Below are 25,062 nucleotides of genomic sequence, written 5' to 3'. Positions count from 1 at the left end.
TTTCTGGAGTTTACCCCGTGATCACTTCCCGACTTCGTACCCTGCGTGACCATATCCGTTGGGCCGTCAGCCGCTTCCATGGGGAGGATCTGTTTTTCGGCCATGGGACCGACAACGCCTGGGACGAAGCCCGTCAACTGGTGTTGGGTGCGCTGCACCTGCCGTGGGAAATCGCCGACAGCTATCTGGACTGCCGTCTGGAAGACGACGAGCTGGTCCATCTGCAACGCTTGCTCAAGCGCCGTATCGAAGAACGCATTCCTACCGCTTACCTGCTGGGCGAAGCCTGGTTCTGTGGCCTGTCGTTCATTGTCGACGAACGTGTACTGATCCCGCGTTCACCGATTGGCGAGCTGATCGAAAAACGTTTCGAGCCGTGGCTGGGCGCCGAACCTGCGCGCATTCTCGACTTGTGCACCGGTTCCGGTTGCATCGGCATCGCCTGTGCTTATGAATTCCAGAGCGCCGAAGTGGTACTGGCCGACCTGTCGTTCGAAGCGCTGGAAGTGGCTAACCAGAACATCGAGCGTCACGGTGTCGACGAGCGGGTGTTCACCGTTCAGGGCGATGGTTTCGATGGTTTGCCGGGTCAGCGTTTCGACCTGATCGTGTCGAACCCGCCTTACGTCGATGCGGAAGATTTCGCTGACATGCCGGATGAGTATCAGCACGAGCCCGAGCTGGGCCTGGCCTGCGGCGACGATGGTTTGAATCTGGTGCGCCGCATGCTCGCCGAAGCGGCGGATCATCTGACCGAGAAGGGTTTGCTGATCGTCGAGGTGGGTAACAGCCAGGTTCACGTCGAGGCGCTGTACCCGGAAGTCGCCTTCGCCTGGCTGGAGTTCGAGCGCGGCGGGCATGGTGTGTTCATGCTGACAGCGCAGCAGTGCCGCGATCATCAGGCGCTGTTCGCTTCCCGCGTCTGACTGTAGAAAGCCTTCGCGGGCAAGCCACGCTCCCACAGGTTTTGTGTGTGCCACATCATTTGGACACGACATAAAACCTGTGGGCGCGTGGCTTGCCCGCGATGGTCGCGCCTCGGTTATAACCTTCAGCGGTGCGTGGCAATCCAGATCAACAGCCCCGCCTGAAACACCGCAAACGCCACCAGACACGTAATGGTAAAACGCAGCCCGGCGTCTTCGCGTTTGTACTTGCTGACCTTCTCTTCGTGCTTCTTGAGTTTGACTTCCTGTTCCGCCAGGTTCTGCTCGGCTTGCTGGAGCATCTGCGCGGCTTCGAGGATTTCCACCTGTTGCAGCTTTTCGCTGTTCCAGTCGCCGAGCAAGTCACCGACCTGCACCTCTTTGACGCTGCCCTTCAAATGCTGGGCATCGGCGTAGACCACGTCAAAACCGTGCACCCGCAGAAAGTGATCGCGACGCAGACGGGTGTCTTCGTTCAGCGCATCCTTGTTGTTCAGGTCGGTGCCGTCGATGGTGTAGGCGGGCCATCTCTTCTTCGCCCACGTGACGCCCTGAGAGGCCATATAGCGCCCGATGCCACGGTTCATCGGCTCGATCTGCAAGCCGCTTTCCGGCTCGAAATGCACGCGTTTGGTCGTGTGATTGACCCACACGTCCAGATGGTTCTGTTCTTTGCGCACCCGCTGGCCCGGCAGCTTGATGGTCATGCGCATCAGGCTGTGTTCCTTGCTATTGCGTTCGGCGTAACCGAATTCGACAAAGCGCAATGGCCGGCCACCGGTGTTGCGGTCGGTTTGCAGCGGCGCCAGGCGGAGCATTTTGTGGTGCTCGACGTGGACGTCCGCCCACGGCAGCTCGACCGCTGGCGGTGCGTCTTTTTCAGCGGTGGTGTCGGGTGAAGCCGGGGTATCAGTCATAACGGCGAGATCCTGTCCAAGCTCTGTTGCCGCCAGTCATAACGCTGGCGACAAAGGCTTATCGGCCGTTTTTTTCAGGACTGGAGGGCTAGGGGGCGTTCTCAACTAGTTTTCACGCCCCTAACAGCGCTTAGCTGGAGCGAAGTCCGTCAATAAACCCGAGGATTCGCGTGCCCAGCTCGGCCGCCAGCGGCAATTGCGGATCTTTATAGGAGGCCAATTGCCGCTTCACATCGTTGGGCACGATGCGCAGCACGTGGTTCATGCCTTCGATCAGCGCCAGTTCGGCGTCCGGTTTGGCCGCCTTGAGTGCCTTGGCGTCACCCACGCCGACCTGGATGTCGTTGCTGCCCTGGATGATCAGTGCCGGCATTTTCAGTTTGGCGAAGGCCGCCGCCGGGTCCTGGCGAAACAGCGAAATCAGGTACGGCTGCACGCTGGGGCGGAAAATCACCTGCAATTGCGGCGGCACGTTGTCGTCGGTGTGACCGGCCTTGAGGCTGTCGAGCAGTTCATTGCTGCGCAGCATCAATGGCGGCGGCAGGCGATTGCTCAACTGCTGGCGCAGCACTTGATCGATCGGGCGGGCGCTGCCGGACATGGAAATCACCGCCGCGGCATCGACACTGGGCGCCGCCAGGCTGGCGATCAACGCACCTTCGCTGTGACCCAGCAAAATCAGTTTGCCCAGGCGCGGATCGGCCTTGAGCTTCTGCCCCCAGGCCACGGCATCGGCTACATAGGCTTCCACCGACAGATTGCGCTCATCCGGTGTGGCCGCAAGGCTCGCCGCCACGCCGCGCTTGTCGTAGCGCACGCTGGCGATGTTGTGTTTGGCCAGCACCCAGGCCAGCCGTTTGAGGCTGTCGTTGCGCCCGCCGTCGGGGTTGTTTCCGTCACGATCCGTAGGGCCGGAGCCGGAAATGATCAGGACAACCGGCACAGGCGTGTCGGACTTGGGCAGTAACAGCGAGCCGAAAAGCTCGCCGCTGCCCGTGTCCAGGCTGATCGGGCGTTGCAGGACAGTGGCCTGTACAAAGCCGGTAAACAGGGTAAGGCTCAAGGCTAAAACTCGCAGCATCATCACGCCATCATTCACAAGGTGCCGGTTGGACTCGCAGGCACCCATAAGGTTCGAGGATGAACTAGTCGGGTAGCCTGCGTATACTGGCGCGCATTACGTATTTTAGTTTCGATTTCACGGAGCGTCCCGCATGTCCGGCAATACCTACGGCAAGCTGTTCACTGTCACCACCGCGGGCGAAAGCCATGGTCCGGCGTTGGTCGCCATTGTCGATGGCTGCCCGCCGGGCCTGGAGATTTCCCTTGAGGACCTGCAGCGCGACCTGGACCGCCGCAAGCCCGGCACCAGCCGCCACACCACCCAGCGCCAGGAAGCCGACGAAGTCGAAATCCTCTCCGGCGTGTTCGAAGGCCGCACCACCGGTTGCGCCATCGGCCTGTTGATCCGCAACACCGACCAGAAGTCCAAGGACTACTCGGCGATCAAGGATCTGTTCCGCCCGGCCCACGCCGACTACACCTACCACCACAAATATGGCGAACGCGATTACCGCGGCGGCGGTCGCAGCTCGGCCCGGGAAACGGCCATGCGCGTGGCGGCCGGGGCGATTGCGAAAAAGTACCTGGCCACCCAGGGCATCGTCATTCGTGGCTACATGAGCCAGCTCGGTCCGATCGTAATCCCGTTCAAGACCTGGGATTCGGTGGAAGAAAACGCCTTCTTCAGCCCCGACCCGGACAAAGTGCCGGAGCTGGAAGCCTATATGGACCAGTTGCGCCGTGACCAGGATTCGGTCGGCGCGAAGATCACCGTGGTCGCCGAAGGCGTGATGCCGGGCCTCGGCGAGCCGATCTTCGACCGCCTCGACGCCGAACTGGCCCACGCGCTGATGAGCATCAACGCGGTCAAAGGCGTGGAGATCGGCGCCGGTTTTGCCAGCATCGCCCAGCGGGGCACCGAGCACCGCGATGAAATAACCCCGGAAGGTTTCCTCAGCAACAACGCCGGCGGCATTCTGGGCGGCATCTCGTCCGGTCAGCCGATCGTCGCGCACCTGGCGCTGAAGCCAACGTCGAGCATCACCACGCCGGGCCGTTCCATCGACATCCATGGCAACCCGGTGGAGGTCGTCACCAAGGGCCGTCACGATCCGTGCGTCGGCATCCGTGCCACACCGATCGCCGAAGCGATGATGGCCATCGTGCTGATGGATCATCTGCTGCGTCACCGTGGGCAGAACGCCGATGTTCGCGTGAGCACTCCGGTGCTGGGTCAGCTTTAATGGCTGACCTTAACGTCGCTACGGTCTGACGGCTGTGGCGGCGCTCCCGTACTGGCGGCTCTCCAGTTTCTATCTGTTCTATTTCGCCTTGCTCGGTTCGACGGCGCCGTTTCTGGCGCTGTACTTCGATCACCTGGGTTTTTCCAGCGCGCGCATCGGCGAACTGGTGGCGATCCCGATGCTGATGCGCTGCGTGGCGCCGAATATCTGGGGCTGGCTCGGTGATTACACCGGCCGACGGCTGGCCATCGTGCGTTTCGGCGCGGTCTGCACCTTGCTGACGTTCTCGCTGATTTTCGTCAGCAAAAGCTATGCGTGGCTGGCGATGGTCATGGCCTTGCACGCGTTCTTCTGGCACGCGGTATTGCCGCAGTTCGAAGTCATCACCCTGGCGCATTTGCAGGGGCAGACGTCGCGCTACAGTCAGATCCGCCTGTGGGGTTCCATCGGGTTCATCATTACCGTGGTTGCGCTGGGCCGGTTGTTCGAATGGCTCAGCCTGGACATCTATCCGGTGGCGTTGGTGCTGATCATGGCCGGGATCGTGGTCAGCAGTTTGTGGGTGCCCAATGCGCAACCGGCCCAAGGCAATCGCCTGACGGGGGAGGGGTTTATCGAGCAATTGCGCAACCCCGGTGTGTTGGCATTCTACGGTTGCGTGGCGCTGATGCAGATGAGTCACGGGCCGTATTACACCTTTCTGACCCTGCACCTTGAGCGGCTCGGTTACAGTCGCGGGCTGATCGGCATGCTCTGGGCGGTCGGCGTGGTCGCCGAAGTCTTGATGTTTCTGGCCATGAGCAAGATCCTCACGCGTTTCTCGGTGCGCCGGGTGCTGCTGGCGAGTTTCCTGCTGGCGGCCCTGCGTTGGCTGTTGCTCGGTTCGTTTGCCGAGTTCCTCTGGGTGCTGCTGTTCGCCCAGGTGCTGCACGCCGCCACCTTCGGCAGCTTTCACGCGGCTGCCATCCAGTTCGTGCAACGTAGCTTCGGCGCACGCCAGCAAGGGCAGGGCCAGGCGTTGTATGCCGCGCTGGCCGGCACCGGCGGCGCGTTGGGCGCGTTGTACTCCGGTTACAGCTGGAATGCCCTCGGCGCCACATTGACCTTTAGTATTGCCAGTCTCGCAGCCTTCGCCGCTGCCATTATCATTGCCACACGTATGCAAGAGGACAGGCCATGAGCCTCACCCGTGAACACCTCGCCCAGGAAATCATCGACGCCGGGCGTTTTCTGTATGGCCGCGGCTGGTCGCCGGCCACCAGCAGCAATTACTCGACCCGCCTGTCGCCAACCGAAGCCTTGCTGACCGTGTCCGGCAAGCACAAGGGCCAACTGGGCCCGGATGATGTGCTGGCCACTGATATGTCGGGAAATAGTCTGGAGCCCGGCAAAAAGCCGTCCGCCGAAACCCTGCTGCACACTCAGCTCTATAGCTGGCGCGCTGAGATCGGTGCGGTACTGCACACCCATTCGGTGAACGCCACGGTGCTGTCGCGCCTGACGCCGGAAGCGTTCATCGAGTTCGAAGACTACGAACTGCAAAAGGCCTTCAGCGGTGTCTCGACCCACGAGTCCCGTGTGCGCGTGCCGATTTTCGACAACGATCAGGACATTGCGCGGCTGGCCGCCAAGGTGCAGCCTTGGCTCGATGCTCATCCTGATTGCGTCGGCTACCTGATTCGCGGCCATGGCCTCTACACCTGGGGCGCACGGATGAGCGATGCTTTGCGGCAGATCGAGGCCTTTGAATTTTTGTTCGAGTGCGAGTTGAAGACGCGCTCGCTCTCGAACCATAAAGCATGAACCGTTAAGGAGTTGCCCAGATGAGCAGCCTGTCCGTTTATCACGTCTCAAGCCCTGAAATTCCGAACAAGGTGCTGACCCACCTCGAAGACATCGCCTCGACCCTGGCCGAACAGGGCGTGCGCTTCGACCGTTGGCAAGCTGCGGCGAAAATCCAGCCCGGCGCCAGCCAGGAAGAAGTGATCGCCGCGTATCAGGAGCAAATCGACAAGCTGATGACCGAGCGCGGTTACATCACCGTCGACGTGGTCAGCCTGAACAGCGATCACCCGCAAAAAGACGAGTTACGTGCCAAGTTCCTCGATGAACACCGTCACGGCGAAGACGAAGTGCGATTTTTCGTCGCCGGCCGTGGCTTGTTCACCCTGCACATCGGCGATTACGTCTACGCCGTGCTCTGCGAGAAAAATGACCTGATCTCCGTGCCAGCCGGCACGCCGCACTGGTTCGACATGGGCGAAAACCCGCATTTCGTCGCGATCCGCCTGTTCAACAACCCCGAAGGCTGGGTGGCCAATTTCACCGGCGACAACATCGCCAGCCACTTCCCGCGTCTTGAGGACTGAGCCGATGCCGATCAAAGCGATTCTCACCGACATCGAAGGCACCACCAGCGCGGTGAGTTTTGTGTTCGACGTGTTGTTTCCGTATGCAGCCAAGCACCTGCCGGACTTCGTTCGCCAGAACGCCGGGCGCTCCGATGTGGCCGAGCAACTGGTGGCCGTGCGCCGGGACAATAATGAGCCGGGCGCCGATGTTGAACGGGTCATCGACATTTTGCTTGGCTGGATCGCCGAAGACCGCAAAGCCACGCCGCTCAAAGCGTTGCAGGGCATGGTCTGGGAGCAGGGTTATCAAGCCGGGCAGTTGAAGGGCCACGTTTATCCGGACGCCGTTGAAGCGCTCAAGCGCTGGCATCAGGAAGGTTATCAGCTGTTTGTTTATTCTTCGGGCTCGATCCAGGCGCAAAAACTGATCTTCGGCTGCTCGCAGGCGGGTGACTTGTCGCCGTTGTTCAGCGGCTATTTCGACACCACCTCGGGGCCCAAGCGCGAAGCGCAGTCCTACGAGCGCATCACCCAGGCGATTGGCATCGAGGCTTCGCAGATTCTGTTTCTGTCCGACATCGTTCAGGAACTGGACGCGGCGCGTGCGGCCGGCATGGCCACTTGTGGCCTGGCCCGTGAGGGCGGGGAGTTGGCGGGGCATGTGACCGTCGACAGTTTTGTGCGGATAAATCCTTCCACTTTTTAAGGATCAATGCACATAACCTGTGGGAGCGAGCCTGCTCGCGAAAGCGGTATGCCATTCAACATTGATGTTGCCTGACACACCGCTTTCGCGAGCAGGCTCGCTCCCACATGGATTGCGCAACTCCAGAAACACAACAGGCCGTGAAGCGAAAGCTTTCACGGCCTGTTTGTTTAAAGCATGTTTACGCCGAGTGATAGGTGGGCAGGGCGAACCGTTGCTGGCTTTGCAGCATGGAGATCTGCGGCAATTCGCTGGCCTGTTCGGCGATGTCACGGCGAATCGCGCTGATCACCCACGACAGCTGATCGCCGGCATGCATTTGTTGGTAGGAAATCGAACGTTTGAAGACTTTACCTTCCTGACCGCGCAGGGTCAGCAGAATGCCGCCGTCAGGCCGTGGCTGGGTGGTCACTTCGAAGTTGGAGAACAGCGACGAAAATTTTTCCTGGATCAGGCTCATGTCTATCGGCTCCGTGAGTGCTTGAAGGGCAACATGGAGAGGTAGTTGCAGTGATTGTGCCAGCGCCTGATTTTTTAAAATACTATATAAATCAATAACTTATGTTTTTTGGTATTTTTGGTGTTCGTGCAATTTGCATGAATGGCCATCGTGCATCCTGCATTTTGCGTGGTCGCCGTCGACCGGATGGAACCAATCACAACGCCAGGGTTCCGCATTTCGAATGTTCGACCGAACGCTTCGCGTGCGGATACAAAACATTGCAAAAACCGCGTGTACAGCTCAAGAAGCGCTGACGTATTTTCGGCCTCAATCAACGCCACCCGACAATAAGAAGATCGAACGGGAGCAACCATGAGCCGCACGCTGAACGACACGATTACCTGGGGCATGATGCTGCGCAAGCTGCCTTCCATTGCCAAAGCCATTCCTCGCGTGGTGAGGGGCATGAAAGCCGCCAACGTCAAGGACCCGACCCAACCGTGTGGCCTCGGTTGGAGCTTCGAACAGGCGACGTTGCGCAATCCCGATGGCCCGGCCTTGTTGCAGGGCGAGGTGGCGCTCACTTATACACAGGTCAATCAATGGGCCAATCGCATCGCCCATCACCTGATCGCCCAAGGCATCGGTAAGGGCGATGTGGTGGCGATCTTCATCGAGAATCGCGTAGAGCTGCTGGTGACGATATTGGCGGTGGCCAAGATCGGCGCGATCAGCGCCTTGCTCAATACCTCACAGACCCGCGACACCCTCGCTCACAGTCTGAACCTGGTGGCGCCCGTGGCGATCGTCGTCGGAGAAGAGCTGGTTCCAGCCTTCAACGCAGTCCGTGAGCGGGTGGCCATCGAAGCGGCGCGCACCTGGTTTGTCGCCGATCAAGACACCTTCAGCGATCCGGGCAAAACGCCCGATGGTTTCATCAACCTGATGATGGCCAGCTGCGACGCGTCCAGCAGCAACCCCGACAGCAGCCGGCAGGTTTTTCTCGACGACCCTTGTTTCTATATCTACACCTCGGGCACCACCGGGTTGCCCAAGGCCGGGGTGTTCAAGCACGGCCGCTGGATGCGCAGTTCCGCCAGTTTCGGGTTGATCGCCCTGGACATGCAGCCGCAGGACATCGTCTATTGCACCTTGCCGCTGTACCACGCCACCGGGCTCTGCGTGTGCTGGGGTTCGGCGATCAGCGGGGCGTCGGGGTTTGCCATCCGCCGCAAGTTCAGCGCCAGCCAGTTTTGGAGCGACGTGCGCAAATACCGAGCGACCACCCTCGGTTACGTCGGCGAATTGTGTCGTTACCTGGTGGATCAACCGCCAAGCATCGACGACAGTCGGCACGGCGTGACGAAGATGATCGGCAATGGGCTGCGCCCTGGTGCGTGGAGCGAGTTCAAGACGCGGTTTGCCGTGAACCATATCTGCGAGCTGTACGCCGCCAGCGACGGCAACATCGGCTTCACCAACATCCTCAATTTCGACAACACCATCGGGTTTTCCCTGATGGCCTGGGAACTGGTGGCGTACGACCACGACAGCGGCGCCCCCACCCGTGATGCCCAGGGATTCATGCACAAAGTGGCCAAGGGCGAGCAAGGTCTGCTGCTGGCGAGGATCGACGACAAGGCGCCGCTGGACGGCTACACCGACCCGCAGAAAACCGCAAAAGTCGTGCTCCACGACGTGTTCAAGACGGGCGACCGTTACTTCAATACCGGTGACCTGCTGCGCAACATTGGTTTCGGCCATGCGCAGTTTGTGGATCGCTTGGGCGACACCTACCGCTGGAAGGGTGAAAACGTCTCGACCACCGAGGTTGAAAACATCCTCCTGCAACACCCGCAGATCGCCGAAGCCGTGGCCTATGGCGTGGAAATCCACAACACCAACGGGCGTGCCGGGATGGTGGCGATCACGCCGGCTGAATCGCTGGCGACCCTGGATTTCAGTGAGTTGCTGGCTTTCGCCAGGCAGCAAATGCCTGCTTATGCGGTGCCACTGTTCCTGCGAGTGAAAGTGAAAATGGAGACCACCGGGACGTTCAAATACCAGAAGACCCGGCTCAAGGACGAAGCCTTCGACCCGAACAAAACCGGCGATGACCCGATCTACGCCTGGTTGCCGGGTACCCAGACTTACGTGCAAGTTACCGAGCAGGTGCTGGCGGATATCTACGGCGGCAAGTACCGCTATTGAGTGTGGCCCGTATTGAATATGGCTATGGCCATCCATGAGAAAAAAGAAGTGACAGGTTCCGGAGCGCTCGGGAAACTATCGGCTTTCCGATTGACCGAATGTGGAGTCCCCAATGTCAGACAAAAGCCGCCAGATGACGCCCGAAGAGGCTGCTGAATTTGCCGAACAGGTGTTCAACAAAGCGCGCGAGGGCGATGCGGCCATGATGGCTGCGCTGCTGACCAAGGGCCTGCCGCCGAACCTGCGCAACCACAAGGGCGACACCTTGCTGATGCTCGCCGCCTACCACGGCCATGTCGACACGGTAAAAGTCCTGCTCGAGCACAAGGCCGACCCGGAAATCCGCAACGACAACGGCCAGAGCCCGATTGCCGGTGCGGCGTTCAAGGGTGATCTGGCGGTGGTCAAGGCGTTGGTTGAGGGGGGCGCGGAGGTGGAAGGTTCGTCCTTCGACGGTCGCACGGCACTGATGATGGCGGCGATGTTCAACCGTGTCGAAATCATCGACTACCTGATCAGCAAAGGCGCCGATCCGAAAGCCAAGGATGCCAACGGTGTATCCGCACTGGATGCGGCCAAGACCATGGGCGCAGCGGATACCACGGCGCAGCTGCAAAAACTCCAGGCCTGACCTCTCTAGTGTCGCGGGGCTTTTGTGGCGAGGGAGCTTGCTCCCGCTGGGCTGCGAAGCAGTCGTAAACCCGGCGAATGCGGTCTATCTGAATGACCGCGATGGCTGATTTTGGGGCTGCTTCGCAGCCCAGCGGGAGCAAGCTCCCTCGCCACAGGTTCATGCCAGGCCCCGCAATCCGTTTTTAATGCGCTATCCTTCGCGCCCTCAAAATTCCCTCGCTACAGGATCCGCCCCATGAAAGCCGCACTCGTCGAACTCATCAGCAAAATCAGCTCCGGGTGCATGGGCGAGGACGAAATCCTGAAAGTCGCTGACGAAGCGGCTCAGGCCTACGCCGACCCCGAGGCTTTTCTGACGGCCAATCCGGACATCAACTACGACGACACCTTCCCGATCCCGTTGGGTGAGTGGGTAGTCGTCGGCAGCTTGCCGGAAACCGTGCTGTTCCAGGCTGACACCTACATGGACCTGTTCGCGCAGATCGTCGCCTCGTTTGGCCCCGGCGTTGAATTCAACATCAAACCCAAGCAACTGGCCAAGACCGAAGCCCTGACGGCGCTCAACCGCATTCAAGTGCAGATGAGCAGCATGAACAAGGAAAACGGTGGCTACGTGCTGATGAACTTCAGCCAGTTGCTCGACGATGAACTGCAAGTGGTGCTGGTCTACGGTAATGACGTGCCACGGGTACTCGAATTGTGCGCCGAAGTCGGCATCGCTGCCGCGCCATCCCTGGAAGCCCTGAAACTGGCCATCCACGTATGAAGCCGTCTACGGCGGTAATAAAACGGAACCCTCGTCAGGCCCGACTATCCTAAGAGTGCCTATCACTTTTTGGGAGCGTCACCATGGGTTCCACGTTCAACAGTCTGATCGGCCTGATTATTCTTGCCCTGGACATCTGGGCCATCATCAACGTGCTTAAAAGTGGCGCCGACACCGGGATGAAAATCCTCTGGGTGCTGTTGATTCTCCTGCTGCCGGTCCTGGGCCTGATCATCTGGGCCATCGCCGGGCCGCGAGGCGACGTGCGGATCTGATACCGCGCTCAGGGCCGACACATTTCCCCTGTGGGAGCGAGCAAGCCGGCTCCCACAGTGGGTCTCTTGAGCGTGCAAAATGTCTTCTGTCTGACGAAGGTTCGACCTGTCATGTTCCGCAACGTAGAATGCGCGCCTTTCCCGGTCAATCGAGGCGATCGATTGGCCATCATGGGCGGGTAACCGTCCGTTGCCACCCGCATTCATCGGAGCACTTCCCATGAGCAATACCCCAACCAGCGAGTACCTGGAAACCCTCTACGAAGGCTATGGCCAGCGTTTTCGCATGGAAAAACTGCTGCACGAAGTGCGCACCGAGCACCAGCACCTGGTGATCTTCGAGAACCCGCGCATGGGCCGGGTGATGGCGCTGGACGGCGTAATCCAGACCACCGAAGCCGACGAGTTCATCTACCACGAAATGCTTACCCACGTGCCGATCCTCGCCCATGGCACCGCCAAGCGCGTGCTGATCATCGGCGGTGGCGACGGCGGCATGCTGCGTGAAGTGGCCAAGCACCGCAGCGTCGAGCACATCACCATGGTCGAGATCGACGGCACCGTGGTCGACATGTGCAAGGAATTCCTGCCGAACCACTCCAAGGGTGCGTTCGATGATCCACGCCTGAACCTGGTGATCGACGACGGCATGCGTTTTGTTGCCACCACCACCGAAAAGTTCGACGTGATCATTTCCGACTCCACCGATCCGATCGGTCCGGGCGAAGTGCTGTTCTCCGAAAACTTCTACCAGGCTTGCCGTCGCTGCCTGAACGAAGGCGGCATTCTGGTGACCCAGAACGGCACCCCGTTCATGCAGATCGAAGAAGTCAAAACCACCGCCGGCCGCCTGCGCAGCCTGTTCCCGGACTGGCACTTCTATCAGGCGGCCGTGCCGACCTACATCGGCGGCGCGATGACCTTCGCCTGGGGCGCGACCGATACCGCCTATCGCAAGTTGTCCCGCGAAACCTTGCAACAGCGTTTCGCTGGCAGCGGCATCATCACCCGCTACTACAACCCGGAAATCCACATCGGTGCGTTCGCCTTGCCGCAATACGTGCTGCAAGCGGTGAACAAACCCAGCAACGACTAAATCCTGCGCATAACCTCTGTGGGAGCTAGCCTGCTCGCGAAGACGGTCTTCCAGTCAATAGAGATGTCGACTGACACACCGCTTTCGCGAGCAGGCTCGCTCCCACAATGCCGTCTACTTTTCATACTTTGCGGTGTAATCCGTTTGAACGATCAGTCAGTGCCAAAGTCCAGATAGTTGTAAGCCCCTTTGCGGGGTTATCGAGGAGGCACCGATGCAAAAGTGGAAAATCACTTTCGTGGATGATCACGGTGAAACAGTCGACGAACTCTTCGAGTGCGAGGAATGCCCGAACAGCGAGCAAGCCGCCAAACTCATTCGCGCCCGGCGCCTACCGGTCGCTGCCGAACTGGACCTCAACGATCTGGAGGGTCGTACCGATGATCCGACCGTCAAAAGTCTGAAATCCCAGTACAGCATTGAAATCCTCGGTATTACCCCGATCTGATACACCTCTTGTCACATTCACCACCAGACCTTGGCAGCGGCTCTGTCTTGGGGCTACTCTGCAAGCGAGATCAGCGAATGACTCGCTAAGGTCTGGTCTTGTCAGCTACATGCTTGTTTCCCGTCGGCAACCTCTGTTGTCGTATCGCTCTCGCCAATCGGTTGAAAGTGCAGGGAATACGGAAAGTCTATCCATCAGTCTGAGGGGGACGTTTCATGAGCACAGCCTATCAAGAAGACATCAGCAGCAGCGTGCTGCGCCGCATGAAAGAAGGCGGTTTCGACTTTTCACGATTCCACCCCATCGAGTTCTACGCCATTTTCCCGGACGAGGAGCGGGCACGCAGGGCGGCAGGTCATTTTTGTGGTGAGTCCTTGAATGCCCAGATCAGCGTGCGCGACGACGGTGCGTGGTATCTGGAACTGAGCAAAGTGATGTACGCCACCTACGACGGGATCGGCGACTTTGAGCAGGACTTCGAGGCGGTGGTCGAACCTTTGGGCGGTATCATCGAAGGATGGGGCGTCAAGCAGGAGGTACGAGGGCTACTCGCATAACCTTATGAACAAGCGACAACACTCAGCAACGGCTGACCTTCGGGTTGGCCGTTTTCGTTTGTGGGGGGTGAAAAGGATCTTTTGATCTTGCTTTTATTTCACGACATTTCAAACGGACAAAAAAAAGCCACCTAAACAAGTGGCTAAAAGGGAAGAGCGATAAGTTTTGCAGCGAATGCCCGAATTATCCGCATCTCCCCCCCGAGCGGTGAAATCAACTCTGACTATGCTGCTGATAGGCGACAGCATTGCTTCGCCATGAAGCGGGGGCGATCAGGTTGGGACATTTACTGCACGGATTTGGTGCGGTGCGTGTGGCGCTATTATCCAACTGATTGATATCAAAGCGTTTATGCCGATGGCACGGGCCTTGCGAAGGCCTGGATGTCCGGGTGACAAGGAGTACGGCATGATCCGCACCTATTTTGATGAGATGTACGATGCCGGCGGCCAGGTCCGCCCGCATTATCGGGAGTTTTCCCGTTGGCTGGCCGAAACGCCTGACGAGCTTCTGGCACAACGGCGACGCGAGGCCGATCTGTTATTTCATCGTGCCGGGATTACATTCACGCTCTATGGTGATGAGCAGGGGACAGAGCGCCTGATTCCCTTTGACACCATTCCCCGCAGTATCCCCGCCAGTGAATGGCGGGTCGTCGAGCGCGGCTGCATTCAGCGGGTCAAGGCATTGAACATGTTCCTTGCCGACCTCTATCACGAGCAGCGCATCATCAAGGCCGGCATCATCCCGGCCGAGCAAGTGCTGGCCAACGAGCAATACCAGTTGGCGATGCAAGGGCTGGATCTGCACCGCGATATCTATTCGCACATTTCCGGTGTCGACCTGGTGCGCGATGGTGACGGCACGTACTACGTGCTCGAAGACAATCTTCGTACCCCCAGTGGCGTGAGCTACATGCTCGAAGACCGCAAGATGATGATGCGCCTGTTCCCCGAGTTGTTCTCGGCCCAGCGCATCGCACCAATCGACCACTATCCGAACCTGTTGCTCGACACCCTGAAAAGCTCCAGCCCGATCGACAACCCGAGTGTGGTGGTGCTGACGCCAGGGCGCTTCAACAGCGCATTTTTCGAGCATGCGTTTCTGGCCCGGGAAATGGGCGTTGAACTGGTGGAAGGCGCGGACCTGTTCGTGCGCGACGACAAGGTGTTCATGCGCACCACGGACGGGCCGAAAGCGGTCGATGTGATCTATCGTCGCCTCGACGATGCCTTCCTCGATCCGCTGGCGTTCAACCCGGACTCGATGCTTGGCGTGCCAGGGCTGCTGTCGTCCTATCGCTCCGGCAACGTGGTGCTGGCGAATGCCATCGGTACCGGGGTCGCGGACGACAAGTCGGTGTATCCCTTCGTCACGGACATGATTCGTTTCTACCTGGATGAAGAGCCAATCCTGAAGAACGTGCCGACGTGGCAGTGTCGTAATCCCTCTGAACTGTCCCATGTCTTGGCCAATCTTCCAGAGCTGGTGGTCAAGGAAACCCAGGGTTCCGGCGGTTACGGAATGCTGGTGGGGCCGGCGGCGACGGCGGCGGAAATCGAGTCTTTCCGCGAGCGGATCAAAGCCAAGCCCCACGCGTACATCGCCCAACCGACGTTGTCTTTATCGACCTGTCCGACCTTTGTCGAAAACGGCATTGCTCCACGCCACATCGACCTGCGTCCGTTTGTATTGTCTGGCCGCGAAACCCGGGTTGTGCCCGGCGGTTTGACCCGTGTCGCCTTGCGTGAAGGCTCCCTGGTGGTGAATTCCTCCCAGGGCGGCGGAACCAAGGACACCTGGGTGGTCGAGGATTGAAGGAAGCCTGCCATGTTAAGTAGAACTGCCTCGGATCTGTATTGGATGTCGCGTTACCTGGAGCGGGCGGAAAACCTCGCACGGATGCTCGACATCAGTTATTCGCTGTCGCTGATGCCCCAGGACGGTCGTGGCGACGGCTTGCACGAACTTGCCATGCCGTTGCTGATCACCGGCACCCTGGATGATTACCTGGAGCGCCACGGCGATTTGCATGCCGAACGGCTGCTGCATTTCTTCGCTCTGGATGCGGCTAACCCGGCGAGTATCTACAGTTGCCTCGGTGCCGCGCGAGCCAGTGCCCATGCGGTGCGTGGGCGAATCACCGCCGACATGTGGGAAAACATCAACGCCACCTGGCTGGAAATTCGCGGGATCGCCGAGCAGGGCTTGAGTCGCTACGGCATGAGCCGTTTTTGTGAGTGGATCAAGGAGCGTTCCCACCTGTTCCGCGGCGCGTCCTACGGCACGATCATGCGTAACGACGCGTTTCGGTTCATTCGTCTGGGTACCTTTATCGAAAGGGCTGACAACACCTTGCGCCTGCTCGACGCCCGTTACGAAATGGCCGGCGATCAGGCCGAAGCGGTCAGCGACGGCACGGCCCACGCCTACTACCAGTGGAGCGCCTTGCTGCGGGCTTTGTCGTCGTTCGAGGCTTACACCGAGATCTACCGCGATGCCCCCGGCGCCCGGCATGTGGCCGAGCTGTTGCTGCTGCGCGCCGACGTGCCGCGATCCCTGCGGGCCTGCACCGAAGAAATCGACCAGATCCTTGCCCAATTGCCGGGGGCCAATGGCCGTCCTGCGCAGCGTTTGGCGGCGGAGATGGACGCGCGCCTGCGTTACACCGGTATCAACGAAATCCTCGACGAAGGCCTGCACGCCTGGCTGACCGAGTTCATCCCGCTGGTGCGCCAGTTGGGCAACGCCATTCACAGTTCCTACCTGGAGGCTGCATGAGACTTTCCATTAGCCACGAGACCACCTATCACTATGAAGATCAGGTGCGGGCGAGCATCCAGTACCTGCGACTGACCCCTCACGACAGCGAGCGCCAGCATGTGCTCAGCTGGCAGCTCGACCTGCCGCGCCCGGTACGCGCGCAACTCGATCCGTTCGGCAACATTCTGCATGTGCTGACCCTGGACGAACCCCACGAGGCAATCATCATCGGTGCCCGTGGCCAGGTGGACATCGACGAATTGCGCGAAGCCGAGCATGAGAGCCAGTCGGCGCTGCCGTTCCTGCGCTTCACCCGGCTGACCGAAGCCGACGAAGCCCTGCGCGCGTTTGCCGAGAAACAGTGCAAACAGCGCCGGGATCGCACGGCGCTGATCGATTTGATGCATGGCCTGAACCAGCACATGACCTACGCGCCGGGTTCCACCGAAGTGGACACCAGCGCCGCGCAAGCTTTTGCCAGGCGTTCCGGGGTCTGCCAGGACCATACCCATGCGTTTCTCGCCTGCGCCCGCAGCCTTGGGGTTCCGTCGCGCTATGTGTCGGGGTATTTATACAGCGAGAACAGCGAGCACCTGGCCAGTCACGCCTGGGCTGAAGCCTGGCTGGATGACGCCTGGTACAGCTTCGACGTGACCAACGAACTGGCCCGCCCTGAGCGTCACCTGAAACTGGCTGTGGGCCTCGACTACCTCGACGCCTGCCCGGTGCGCGGCATGCGCCGTGGCGGTGGGTGCGAGCAGATGCATGCCAAGGTGTTTGTTTCGCCGACGCCGCTGCCGGTGATCTCCGTCCAGCAGCAGTAATCGGGGATTTCACAAATCCCCTGTGGGAGCGAGCCTGCTCGCGATAGCGGTGTGTCAGCTATAGATTTACTGACTGAACATCCGCTATCGCGAGCAGGCTCGCTCCCACAAGGGGATTTGTGTCAGGGCTTCACCTTGCGCCCCGCCATGTGCTTCAAATACCCCACCAACAATTCCAGATCCCCCTCCGGCAATACCGTCGTCGCGAACGCCGGCATTTTCGCCTGCGGCCACTGACGCAAACTCTGCGGGTCACGAATGTAGCGCTTGAGGAAGTCCGCGCCGAAATACTCGGTCGGGTTGAACGGAATATTCAGGTCCGGCCCGAACTGCGCATCCCCCGCGCCATTCAATCGATGACACGCCAGGCAGTTCTTCTGAAACAGCGCAAAGCCCTTGTTCACCGGATCGTCCGCCTTCAGCGCAGGATCGGGCAGCAAGGCAGGGAAGCGCTCGGCCACCGGCGCCATGCGCTTGATACTGGCCACTTCGAACGGCCATTGCTCGGGGCTGATATTGCCCGCCTGCGGATCGGTCCAGACCAGATAAAACGGCCCGGCACTGTGCTTGCCCTCTGACAGCGGCGGCCACGGCTTGGCCGGGTCTTCAATCGCCAGCCAGGCCCGCGCCCCTTGGGTATTGAGCAGCGGCGCGGCAGCCAGTTCGGCGGCAAAACCATCCAGGGCAACGGCTTGCAGATGATCGTCAGGCTGGATGCCCGTCAACAACGCCGCCAACGGCACGGCGCGATAGCTCATGTCCCGCTTGTAGGAAACGTCGTTAGTGATCGTGATGGTCTGAACCTGAGGATGCTTGAGCAATTCCTCGGTTTGCCACGTGCGAGGTCTCGCGCCCAGCTCAAGATTCAGCTGTGCGGCAAACAGAGGCGTGCTGAGCAGCAAGGCCCCAAACAGAATGAGCGTTTTCAAATGATCGCCGTCCATGTCGTGAGAAGTGCCGCAAGGTTGGCACAGCCACGCTGGCCCGGGTAGCGAGCCAATCACATTTTTAATCAGGCGAAATGAAAACCCTGATGCTCGATCAGCCAATCACCTTGGTCAGGTTCGGCAAAATCAACAACAGCGTAGTGGCAAATAGAATGAGCCCGGCTTGACGTACTTTCGAATGCTTGAACATGGCTTGACCGCCTTTTTTGTTATTTCCTGATGCCTGCCTATCTCCATGACGGCAGAGCGCTGCACTTCCTTGTAGGACGAGTGCCTCGGCAAAACCCGACGACAACTTCGTACAGGTTTACATTAGGGCCCGCGTCACGCTTGGCTTAGATCCATTTCGTATGGGATTGGCACTAGTTACTGTTAAAAAGGCATGAGGCCTATGGCCAGCTACTTGGGCGCCCGTTGGCTAGACAGCTTGGTGACATGAATCGGTTAATCCGGTAGCTGACTACCGTTCGTCTGAGCGTGACCGTCAACGCCAGTGAGCACTATGGTCATTGAATCCACGGCTGCTCGGCATAAGGTGAATGCATAAAGATCAGAATCTCGCGGCCTCCCGTAGGAGCTGCCGAAGGCTGCGATCTTTTGATCCTTTGATTTCCATTCACCACCAGGTTCGAGGACGTCATGACCCAAGCCTTGATATTCGACGCGTTACGCACGCCCCGTGGCAAAGGCAAAGCCAATGGCGCGTTGCACAGCGTCAAACCTGTGAACCTGGTGGCCGGGCTGCTGAGGGCGTTGCAGCGGCGCACGTCCCTGGACACCAGTCAGGTCGATGACGTGGTGCTCGGCTGTGTGACGCCCATCGGCGACCAGGGGGCCGACATCGCCAAGACCGCCACCCAGGTGGCCGATTGGGACGTCAGTGTGGCCGGGATGCAGCTCAATCGCTTCTGCGCGTCGGGGCTGGAAGCGGTGAACCTGGGCGCGATGAAAGTGCGTTCCGGCTTCGAAGATCTGGTGGTGGTCGGTGGCGTCGAGTCGATGTCCCGCGTACCCATGGGCAGCGATGGCGGCGCTTGGGCGCTGGACCCGGAAACCAATTTGCACAACCATTTCACGCCTCAGGGCGTGGGCGCCGACCTGATCGCCACGATTGAAGGCTTCAGCCGTCAGGACGTCGATGCTTTCGCGCTGCACTCCCAGCAGAAGGCTGCACGGGCGCGGGCGAACGGTTCGTTCAACAAGTCGCTGGTGCCGGTGCAGGACCAGAACGGCATCATCCTGCTCGATCACGATGAGTTCATTCGCGCCGAATCGACCATGGAAGGCTTGGGCAAGCTCAAACCGAGCTTCGAAATGATCGGGCAAATGGGCTTTGACGCCACGGCATTGCGGGTTTACAGCCAGGTCGAGCGGATCAACCACGTTCACACGCCGGGCAACAGTTCCGGGATCGTCGATGGCGCGGCGCTGATGCTGATCGGCTCCGAAGCTTGTGGCCGGGCGCTGGGCTTGCAGCCACGGGCGCGGATCGTCGCCACGGCCGTCACCAGCACCGACCCGACCATCATGCTCACCGGCCCGGCGCCGGCCACCCGCAAGGCACTGGCCAAGGCCGGGCTGCGGGTCGAAGACATCGACCTGTTCGAAGTCAACGAAGCGTTCGCCTCGGTCGTGCTCAAGTTCATCAAAGACATGGCCATCGACCCGGACAGGGTCAACGTCAACGGCGGTTCCATCGCCATGGGCCACCCGCTCGGCGCCACCGGCTGCGCGATTCTCGGCACGCTGCTCGATGAACTGGAAACCCGGCGCCTGCGCTATGGCCTGGCGACATTGTGTGTCGGCGGCGGCATGGGGATTGCCACCATCATCGAACGCCTCTGAGCCTGACTTTAAGAAAATCCGACTCAAGGAAAATTGCCATGACCCAAGCCATCCGTTACGAAAAGGGTCAGGACCAGATTGTCGTCCTGACCATCGACATGCCGGGCCAGAGCGCCAACACCATGAACGCGGTCTACCGCGAGGCCATGGCCACCTGCGTCGAGCGCCTGGTCGCCGACAAGGATGCGATTGCCGGCGTGATCATCACCTCGGCCAAAAAAACCTTCTTCGCCGGCGGCGACCTCAATGAACTGATCAAGGTCGGCAAACCCGAAGCCAAAGCCTTTTACGACAGGGTGCTGACCCTCAAGGGCCAGCTGCGCACCCTGGAAACCCTCGGCAGACCGGTGGTTGCCGCCATTAATGGTGCGGCGCTCGGCGGTGGTTGGGAAATCTGCCTGGCGTGCCATCACCGTGTGGCGCTGGACAATCCGTCGGTGTTGCTTGGCCTGCCGGAAGTCACCCTTGGCCTGTTGCCGGGCGGCGGCGGGGTAGTGCGCATGGTTCGCATGCTGGGCATTGAAAAAGCCTTGCCGTATCTGCTTGAAGGCAAGAAAATCCGGCCGCAACAGGCGTTGCAGGCGCGGTTGATCGACGAGTTGGCCGCCGATCACGATGCGCTGATGGCCAAGGCGCGGGCGTGGATTGTTGCTCACCCGGTTGCTGTGCAGCGTTGGGACGTAAAGGGTTATCAGATTCCCGGCGGCACGCCGTCGGATCCGAAGCTCGCGGCGATGCTGGCCATCACGCCATCGATCCTGCGCAGCAAAACCCAGGGTTGCCTGCCTGCGCCGGAGAAAATTCTCTGCGCCGTGGTGGAAGGCGCCCAAGTGGATTTCGACACGGCGCACCTGATCGAAACCCGCTACTTCACCGAACTGACCACTGGCAAGGTGTCGAAAAATCTCATCGGCACGTTCTGGTTCCAGCTCAATGAGATCAATGCCGGTGGCTCGCGGCCCCAAGGCATCGTGCCTTACGTGACGAAGAAAGTCGGCGTGCTCGGCGCCGGGATGATGGGTGCGGGCATCGCGTTTGTCAGCGCCTCGGCCGGCATCGACGTGGTGCTCAAAGACATCAACCTCGCTGCGGCAGAGAAGGGCAAGGCCCACTCGGCGGCGCTGCTGGACAAGCAAGTCACCCGTGGTCAGATGAGCCGAGAGCAGCGCGAGGCGATTCTGGCGCGAATCCATGCCACCGAAACCGATGCGGACCTGGCCGGTTGCGATTTGATCATTGAAGCGGTGTTTGAAGATCGCGAACTGAAAGCCAAAGTCTCATCGGCGGCACAAGCAGTCGTCGGCCCGGACGCGGTCATTGCTTCCAACACCTCGACCTTGCCGATCAGCGGCCTGGCCACCGCCGTGCCGGACCAGACGAAATTCATCGGCCTGCATTTCTTCAGTCCCGTGGAGAAAATGCCGCTGGTGGAAATCATCAAAGGCGCCCACACGAGTGCTGAAACCCTGGCTCGCGGGTTCGATTTCGTCCTGCAAATCAAGAAAACCCCGATTGTGGTCAACGACAGTCGCGGTTTCTTCACCTCGCGGGTATTCGGCACCTTTACCAATGAAGGCATTGCCATGCTCGGTGAAGGGGTGAGCGCGTCGATTATCGAGACCGAAGCGCGCAAGGCTGGCATGCCTGTCGGGCCTCTGGCGATTTCCGACGAAGTTTCCCTCAGCCTCATGAGCCATATCCGCCAGCAAACCGCCCAAGACCTGCAAGCGGAAGGGAAACCGCTGATTGAGCACCCGGCGTTCGCCGTGATTGACTTGCTGCTCAAGGAATACAAGCGTCCGGGCAAGGCCGCTGGAGGAGGTTTCTACGATTACCCGGCTGCCGGGCAGAAACATCTGTGGCCAGAGTTGAAAACCCGTTTCGAGAAAGCCGACGGGCAGATTTCGCCGCAGGATGTGCGCGATCGGCTGCTGTTCGTGCAAGCCATCGAAACCGTGCGTTGTATGGAGGAGGGCGTGCTGACCTCGACGGCGGATGCCAACGTCGGCTCGATCTTCGGCATCGGCTTCGCGGCCTGGACCGGCGGTGCGTTGCAATTCATCAACCAGTACGGCGTGAAAGACTTCGTCGCCCGCGCCCAGTACCTGGCCGAGCAGTACGGCGAGCGCTTCACGCCGCCTGCGCTGCTGCTGGAGAAAGCCGCCAAAAACGCGCTGTTCTAAGGGACCGATGACGCGCTCCGGGACTTGCCTTGCCACTGTGTTTCAAGGCAGGCTCTGGGGTGTGCACTATTCCCATCACGTGTCAGGTATTTTTTATGTCGTTACGCATCTGCATTCTGGAAACCGACATCCTGCGTCCGGAACTGGTCGATCAATATCAGGGTTACGGGCAGATGTTCCAGCGTCTGTTTTCGCAGCAACCCATCGCGGCCGAATTCACCGTGTACAACGTGATGCAGGGCGATTATCCCAGCGATGACCTGACCTTCGATGCGTATCTGGTCACCGGCAGCAAGGCCGATTCCTTTGGCACCGACCCATGGATTCAAACCCTCAAGACGTACCTGCTCAAGCGCTACGAACGTGGCGACAAACTGCTGGGCGTGTGCTTCGGCCATCAACTGCTGGCGCTGCTATTGGGCGGCAAGAGCGAGCGGGCGACCCAGGGCTGGGGCGTCGGCACCCACAATTACAAACTCGCGGCCAAGGCGCCGTGGATGAGCCCGGTGAGGGAAGAGCTGACGTTGCTGATCAGCCACCAGGATCAGGTCACCGCGCTACCGGAAAACGCTACGGTGATTGCCTCGAGCGATTTCTGCCCGTTCGCCGCGTACCACATCAACGATCAAGTGCTGTGCTTCCAGGGGCATCCGGAGTTCATTCACGATTACTCACGGGCGCTGCTGGAAATCCGTCAGCAACATCTGGGCGAACAGGTTTATCAGAAGGGAGTGGCGAGCCTGGAGCATCCACACCATGGCGCCACCGTTGCGGAGTGGATGATGCGGTTTGTGGCGCACAAGCCTGAGGGTGAAGCGGCTAAAAGCTAGAAAGCTAAAAGCTTCGCGAGCAAGCCCGCTCCCACATTGGATCTTCGTCGTACACAGATCCAATGTGGGAGCGGGCTTGCTCGCGAATGGGGGCAACCGTTTCTCACCGAAAACACACGGCCTTACAACCACCCCGACCGCTTGAAACTCGCCCACAAACCGACGCACCCAACGGTGATAAACCCCAGCACCGCGAAATACCCGTAATGCCAACTCAACTCCGGCATGTTCTGGAAGTTCATCCCGTAAATCCCGGCCACCGCCGTCGGAAACGCCAGAATCGCCGCCCACGCGGCAAACTTGCGCTGCACCACGCTTTGCCGTGACGCCTCCAGCAACACCCCGACCTCGATGGTCTGGCTGGCAATGTCTGCCAGGGTCGTCAGATCTTCCATCTGCCGCGTGACATGAATCTGCACATCGCGGAAATACGGGCGCATGTTTTTATCGATGAACGGAAAGCTCAGCTTTTGCAGTTCCTCACCGATCTCCACCATCGGCGCCGCAAACCGGCGCAAGCGCAACACATCGCGGCGCAGGCCGTGGAGTTTCTGGATGTCACGCTCGTTCAGGGAACCGCAGATGACATTGCTCTCCAGTTCATCGATCTCGGCATGGATCGCTTCGCCCATCGGCTGGTAGTTTTCAATCACGAAATCGAGGATGGCATAGAGTACGAAATCTTCCCCATGCTCCAGCAACAGAGGCCGCGCCTCACAACGCTGTCGGACATGGGCGTAGGACGCGGAATGACCGTTACGTGCAGTAATGATGTAGCCCTTGCCGGCGAAGATATGCGTCTCAATGAACTGCAGTTTGCCTTCGTTGCGGATCGGCGAATACGTGACGATAAACAATGCATCGCCGAAGGTTTCCAGCTTCGGTCGACTGTGTTTTTCCAGGGCGTCTTCGATGGCCAATTCGTGCAGGTTGAACTGGCGTTGCAGGTTGAACAACTCCTGAGCGTTCGGCTCTTCGAGGCCGATCCACACAAAGTGGCCAGGCTTGGCAGCCCAGGCAGCGCCTTCGTCGAGGGTAATGTTGGTGACTTTTTTACCGGCGCTGTAAACCGCAGCAGCAACGACTCTACCCATGATGGTGATTCACTTCTTATTGGCCGCTTTCTATTGGTAAAGACTGGCGGTGCCAGGCAGGTTTCAGCTTAACCTTGTCTACTGCTTGAGAGTCAGCAAAATCTGTAGAGTTCGCAGGCAAAAGAAAACCCGCGCAGGGCGGGTAATGCACGCGGAACCTGTGGGAGCGGGGTTTCTTTCAGGCGGCTTGCAGTTGCCGATCCATCGAGTCGATGCACTCGCGCATCTGCTCACGGCACTGGGCGATCAGCATCGGCATGTCATCCAGGCTCAATCCAGCCGTGGGAATCGCCGGCAGCGAACGGATCAGAATCTTCCCACTGCGCCAGCGGTTCAATCGCATGTGTTTGACGTAACTGCTGACACATACCGGAACGATCGGCACCCCGGCGGCAATCGCCATCTGGAACGCGCCTTTCTTGAACGGCAGCAGCTCTTCACCGAGGTTGCGGGTGCCCTCGGGGAAGACCCAGATCGAGGTGTCTTCATTTTGCAAGGTGTGAGTGGTGGTCAGCATCGACTGGCGTGCCTTGTGCGCATTGCCGCGGTCGATCAGCACATTGCCGGCCAGCCAGAACAATTGCCCGAACAGCGGCACCCACTTCAAGCTCTTCTTGCCGATGCACACGGTACGGCGAGGCACGACGTTGCCGAACACAAACAGATCGTAGTTGGACTGATGGTTGGCGATGATCACGCAGCTGTCGGGTTTATCCATCAACGGCCCGACGTCGGCCTTCACCCGCAAACGCAAAATACACATCGCCGGCCACGCATACAGACGCGCGCATAAACGGCTGTTGTCCGGATTAAACGGCCGGCACAGACCGAGGATCACCCCAAGCACACCGGCCAGAATAAAGTGCAGGCCCATCAATAGCATACGAAACACAAACAGCATTTAAAGGGCCCACCGGGACAAAAGGTGGCGCAGTGTACGG

25 protein-coding genes are annotated in these 25,062 nt (G+C 59.6%); 19 read left to right on the top strand and 6 right to left on the bottom strand.

Going from position 1 to position 25,062, the window contains the following annotated elements; genetic code table 11:
- Positions 1-17 precede the first annotated feature (17 nt).
- Entirely contained in the window at positions 18-926 is a 909-nt protein-coding gene (gene prmB, locus QMK51_RS19455; protein ID WP_320391286.1) for a 50S ribosomal protein L3 N(5)-glutamine methyltransferase, read from the top strand.
- Positions 927-1,051: 125 nt separating this feature from the next.
- On the opposite strand, the gene QMK51_RS19450 is transcribed toward prmB, so the two are convergent.
- Together QMK51_RS19450 and QMK51_RS19445 are read right to left on the bottom strand one after the other, a co-directional pair.
- Positions 1,052-1,843 carry a hypothetical protein gene (locus QMK51_RS19450; protein ID WP_258696827.1) on the bottom strand — a complete coding sequence of 264 codons (792 nt, stop codon included), beginning with the start codon at positions 1,841-1,843 and terminating at the stop codon, positions 1,052-1,054.
- 130 nt (positions 1,844-1,973) lie between these two features.
- Positions 1,974-2,972, bottom strand: coding sequence for an alpha/beta hydrolase (locus QMK51_RS19445; protein ID WP_258696826.1), 999 nt, complete (start codon positions 2,970-2,972; stop codon positions 1,974-1,976).
- An 85-nt stretch (positions 2,973-3,057) separates the two neighbouring features.
- On the opposite strand from QMK51_RS19445, the gene aroC reads away from it, so the two are divergent.
- Genes aroC through mtnC form a run of 5 tightly spaced genes read left to right on the top strand, consistent with a single transcriptional unit; the run spans position 3,058 to position 7,206 of the window.
- Positions 3,058-4,149 (top strand): chorismate synthase, encoded by a 1,092-nt coding sequence (gene aroC / locus QMK51_RS19440; protein ID WP_320391285.1) that lies wholly within the window; start codon positions 3,058-3,060, stop codon positions 4,147-4,149.
- Positions 4,150-4,183: 34 nt separating this feature from the next.
- Positions 4,184-5,329, top strand: coding sequence for an MFS transporter (locus QMK51_RS19435; protein ID WP_258696825.1), 1,146 nt, complete (start codon positions 4,184-4,186; stop codon positions 5,327-5,329).
- Positions 5,326-5,952, top strand: coding sequence for a methylthioribulose 1-phosphate dehydratase (locus QMK51_RS19430; RefSeq protein ID WP_258696824.1), 627 nt, complete (start codon positions 5,326-5,328; stop codon positions 5,950-5,952). Before QMK51_RS19435 ends, QMK51_RS19430 begins: the two co-directional genes overlap by 4 nt.
- A gap of 20 nt (positions 5,953-5,972) precedes the next feature.
- Positions 5,973-6,518 (top strand): acireductone dioxygenase, encoded by a 546-nt coding sequence (locus QMK51_RS19425; protein ID WP_320391284.1) that lies wholly within the window; start codon positions 5,973-5,975, stop codon positions 6,516-6,518.
- Between the two features lie 4 nt (positions 6,519-6,522).
- Entirely contained in the window at positions 6,523-7,206 is a 684-nt protein-coding gene (gene mtnC, locus QMK51_RS19420) for an acireductone synthase (RefSeq protein ID WP_320391283.1), read from the top strand.
- 181 nt (positions 7,207-7,387) lie between these two features.
- Here the strand turns inward: mtnC and QMK51_RS19415 are convergent, their stop codons facing one another.
- Entirely contained in the window at positions 7,388-7,666 is a 279-nt protein-coding gene (locus QMK51_RS19415) for a DUF3509 domain-containing protein (RefSeq protein WP_258696821.1), read from the bottom strand.
- A 354-nt stretch (positions 7,667-8,020) separates the two neighbouring features.
- Between QMK51_RS19415 and QMK51_RS19410 the strand changes: the two genes are divergently transcribed.
- The 10 genes from QMK51_RS19410 to QMK51_RS19365 all read left to right on the top strand — a co-directional run bounded on the left by QMK51_RS19410 (position 8,021) and on the right by QMK51_RS19365 (position 17,222).
- Complete coding sequence (locus tag QMK51_RS19410; protein WP_320391282.1) at positions 8,021-9,859, top strand: long-chain-acyl-CoA synthetase; 1,839 nt, start codon at positions 8,021-8,023, stop codon at positions 9,857-9,859.
- Positions 9,860-9,971: 112 nt separating this feature from the next.
- Complete coding sequence (locus tag QMK51_RS19405) at positions 9,972-10,490, top strand: ankyrin repeat domain-containing protein (protein ID WP_320391281.1); 519 nt, start codon at positions 9,972-9,974, stop codon at positions 10,488-10,490.
- Positions 10,491-10,727: 237 nt separating this feature from the next.
- A complete protein-coding gene (locus QMK51_RS19400; protein ID WP_258696818.1) occupies positions 10,728-11,258 on the top strand; it encodes a hypothetical protein in 531 nt (176 codons plus the stop codon).
- Between the two features lie 83 nt (positions 11,259-11,341).
- Positions 11,342-11,533: a PLDc N-terminal domain-containing protein gene (locus QMK51_RS19395; RefSeq protein ID WP_258696817.1), complete on the top strand. Its 192-nt coding sequence runs from the start codon at positions 11,342-11,344 to the stop codon at positions 11,531-11,533.
- A 220-nt stretch (positions 11,534-11,753) separates the two neighbouring features.
- Positions 11,754-12,629: a polyamine aminopropyltransferase gene (gene speE / locus QMK51_RS19390; RefSeq protein ID WP_205889622.1), complete on the top strand. Its 876-nt coding sequence runs from the start codon at positions 11,754-11,756 to the stop codon at positions 12,627-12,629.
- A gap of 214 nt (positions 12,630-12,843) precedes the next feature.
- The gene (locus tag QMK51_RS19385; RefSeq protein ID WP_105339692.1) at positions 12,844-13,077 is read left to right on the top strand and encodes a hypothetical protein; all 234 of its coding nucleotides are present in this window, start codon (positions 12,844-12,846) and stop codon (positions 13,075-13,077) included.
- Positions 13,078-13,292: 215 nt separating this feature from the next.
- A complete protein-coding gene (locus QMK51_RS19380; RefSeq protein WP_258696816.1) occupies positions 13,293-13,634 on the top strand; it encodes a ribonuclease E inhibitor RraB in 342 nt (113 codons plus the stop codon).
- A gap of 409 nt (positions 13,635-14,043) precedes the next feature.
- The gene (locus QMK51_RS19375) at positions 14,044-15,453 is read left to right on the top strand and encodes a circularly permuted type 2 ATP-grasp protein (protein ID WP_320391280.1); all 1,410 of its coding nucleotides are present in this window, start codon (positions 14,044-14,046) and stop codon (positions 15,451-15,453) included.
- Positions 15,454-15,465: 12 nt separating this feature from the next.
- Positions 15,466-16,416 (top strand): alpha-E domain-containing protein, encoded by a 951-nt coding sequence (locus QMK51_RS19370; RefSeq protein WP_010456611.1) that lies wholly within the window; start codon positions 15,466-15,468, stop codon positions 16,414-16,416.
- Positions 16,413-17,222, top strand: coding sequence for a transglutaminase family protein (locus tag QMK51_RS19365; RefSeq protein WP_258696815.1), 810 nt, complete (start codon positions 16,413-16,415; stop codon positions 17,220-17,222). The genes QMK51_RS19370 and QMK51_RS19365 overlap by 4 nt, the downstream gene beginning before the upstream one ends.
- A gap of 122 nt (positions 17,223-17,344) precedes the next feature.
- Here the strand turns inward: QMK51_RS19365 and QMK51_RS19360 are convergent, their stop codons facing one another.
- A complete protein-coding gene (locus tag QMK51_RS19360) occupies positions 17,345-18,166 on the bottom strand; it encodes a cytochrome c (RefSeq protein ID WP_320391279.1) in 822 nt (273 codons plus the stop codon).
- A 642-nt stretch (positions 18,167-18,808) separates the two neighbouring features.
- On the opposite strand from QMK51_RS19360, the gene QMK51_RS19355 reads away from it, so the two are divergent.
- The 3 genes from QMK51_RS19355 (at position 18,809) to QMK51_RS19345 (ending at position 23,027) form a co-directional block, all read left to right on the top strand.
- Positions 18,809-20,014 (top strand): acetyl-CoA C-acetyltransferase, encoded by a 1,206-nt coding sequence (locus QMK51_RS19355; protein WP_320391278.1) that lies wholly within the window; start codon positions 18,809-18,811, stop codon positions 20,012-20,014.
- Positions 20,015-20,052: 38 nt separating this feature from the next.
- Entirely contained in the window at positions 20,053-22,197 is a 2,145-nt protein-coding gene (locus QMK51_RS19350; RefSeq protein WP_320391277.1) for a 3-hydroxyacyl-CoA dehydrogenase NAD-binding domain-containing protein, read from the top strand.
- Between the two features lie 95 nt (positions 22,198-22,292).
- Positions 22,293-23,027, top strand: a complete 735-nt coding sequence (locus tag QMK51_RS19345; RefSeq protein ID WP_258696812.1) for an amidotransferase — start codon at positions 22,293-22,295, stop codon at positions 23,025-23,027.
- 122 nt (positions 23,028-23,149) lie between these two features.
- On the opposite strand, the gene QMK51_RS19340 is transcribed toward QMK51_RS19345, so the two are convergent.
- Positions 23,150-24,121: a magnesium and cobalt transport protein CorA gene (locus QMK51_RS19340; protein WP_320391276.1), complete on the bottom strand. Its 972-nt coding sequence runs from the start codon at positions 24,119-24,121 to the stop codon at positions 23,150-23,152.
- A 178-nt stretch (positions 24,122-24,299) separates the two neighbouring features.
- Entirely contained in the window at positions 24,300-25,022 is a 723-nt protein-coding gene (locus QMK51_RS19335) for a 1-acylglycerol-3-phosphate O-acyltransferase (RefSeq protein ID WP_018925219.1), read from the bottom strand.
- Between the last annotated feature and the right edge of the window lie 40 nt (positions 25,023-25,062).

This window comes from Pseudomonas sp. P9_31, assembly GCF_034008235.1.
Lineage (GTDB): Bacteria > Pseudomonadota > Gammaproteobacteria > Pseudomonadales > Pseudomonadaceae > Aquipseudomonas.
This window is presented reverse-complemented; position numbering and strand designations above follow the sequence as displayed.